Origin of the sequence: Aromatoleum toluolicum (genome assembly GCF_012911005.2) — a bacterium.
GTDB classification, from domain to species: Bacteria; Pseudomonadota; Gammaproteobacteria; order Burkholderiales; family Rhodocyclaceae; genus Aromatoleum; species Aromatoleum toluolicum.
This window is the reverse complement of sequence record NZ_WTVS01000171.1, coordinates 1-1796: the sequence shown is the minus strand read 5'-3', so window position 1 is coordinate 1796 and position 1796 is coordinate 1. Positions and strand designations below refer to the sequence as shown.

The window sequence follows — 1796 nt, the reverse complement described above, 5'->3', positions numbered from 1 at the left end:
GTGCAGCACGGTAACTCCCTCCCCTTCAAGGGGAGGGCTGGGGTGGGGATGGGTTAAGCAGACGTCGCAGAAACCCATCCCCCTCCTAACCTCCCCCTTGAAGGGGGAGGAACAAGGCGCCGGAACCCCGCGCGAATCTCAGAAACTGTGCCGCATGCCGACGCCGATCAACCTCGTCGCCCCGCCTCGCTCGGCCAGCCCGTTATAGACGCTGCGCGCCACCGCGTCGTCGTTGTCGGCGCGGATGACCCGCCCGTACAGCGCCGTGCGCTTCGAAAGGTCATGGCTGTAACCGAGGGCCCAGGAGCGCGAATCCGACTGGCTCGCATCCGACCTGTACGCGGCGTAGGCGACCTGCACGTTGCCCGCCGCACCCACGGGAATGCGCACGCCGAGGTTCCACAACCGCGCCTCCGCCGCCACGTCGCCGTCCAGCGACTGGTAGCTGCCGATCACTTTCACGACCTTGAAGTCGTAGGAGGCCCCGAGCATGTGCTCGCGCTGCCGCCGGTCCACGATCGGCGCGGCGACGGTGCTGGTGTCGAGGCGATGGAACACGTAGCCGACCGACAACGGGCCGTTTGCATAGTTGATGCTCGCGCCGGCGAACTCGCCCGCGTTGCGGTTCACCGTGCTCTCCTGCCCCACGCCGTACATCGCGCTGACCGTCAGCCCGCCCCAGTTCGGCGAGTTGTAGTTGATCGAGTTGTTCACCCGCCCGGGGCCGGTCGACACGATGCTCATGCTCCCCTGCGCCGCGAGCGCGGTGACTGGCGAGAACGGCCCACCCATCAGCGCGTCGTAGCGCAGCAGCGACATCCAGTACCCCGGCGAGTGCTGGCGCCCCGCCGTGACGGTCCCGAAGCCGCCCTGCAGGCCGACCAGCGACTGCCGGCTGAACAGCACGCCCGGCGGCACGTTGCCACCGGTATCGGCGGCGATGCCGCTTTCCAGCCGGAACAGCGCCTTCAGGCCGTTGCCCAGATCCTCGGTGCCGTGAAAGCCGATGCGGCTCGGCTCCAGGCCGCCGCTGTCGACCACCGTGAGGCTCTTGTGCTCCCCGCGCGCCTGCCCCACGAACATGTCCATCGCACCGTAGATCGTGACGTTCGACTGAGCGAACGCCGGTCCGGCAACCACCCCCAGTGCGGCAAACCCTGCAACGATTCCAAGCCCCTTCATGCCTCCTCCTTTACCGTATCAATGTATTTATGAGCGGACGACAGGCACAACACTGCCCCGCCCGCGTCGTCCGGCGCAGGCGGTCGAGAGCGAATAAGGGGCTCAGGCCGCGAGCCTGTCCTGATGCTTCCCGCCCAACCCCAGATACGCCTCGATCACGCGCGGATCATCGGCGAGCTGCTTGGCCGGCCCTTCCATCGAGATCTCGCCGGTCTCGAGCACATACGCGTAGTCGGCGACCTGCAGCGCCGCGCGCGCGTTCTGCTCGACGAGCAGGATCGACACCCCGCGCCGGCGCAGCTCGCCGATGATGCGGAAGATCTCGCGCACGATCAGCGGGGCGAGGCCCAGGCTCGGCTCATCGAGCATCAGGAGCTTCGGTTTCGCCATCAGCGCACGGCCCACCGCGAGCATCTGGCGCTCGCCGCCGGACAAGGTGCCGGCGAGCTGCGCCTTGCGCTCCTCGAGGCGCGGGAAGAGGTGATACACCTCCTTCATCGTCTCGGCGTGGTCGCGCTTGCCCGAGCGGTAGCGCTGGAAGGCGCCCAGCAGCAGGTTGTCCTCGACGCTCATCTCGGCGAAGAGCTCGCGTTTCTCCGGCACGAGGTTCATGC

The 1796-nt window shown here is 67.7% G+C and carries 2 protein-coding genes; both read right to left on the bottom strand.

Annotation, left to right across the window (positions count from 1 at the left end; all coding sequences use genetic code 11):
- Positions 1–138: 138 nt before the first annotated feature.
- Positions 139–1182 (bottom strand): porin, encoded by a 1044-nt coding sequence (locus GPA27_RS28205; RefSeq protein ID WP_169143720.1) that lies wholly within the window; start codon positions 1180–1182, stop codon positions 139–141.
- A 102-nt stretch (positions 1183–1284) separates the two neighbouring features.
- Positions 1285–1796, bottom strand: a 512-nt coding sequence (locus GPA27_RS28200) for an ABC transporter ATP-binding protein (protein ID WP_169143719.1), incomplete at its 5' end; no start/stop codon positions are given.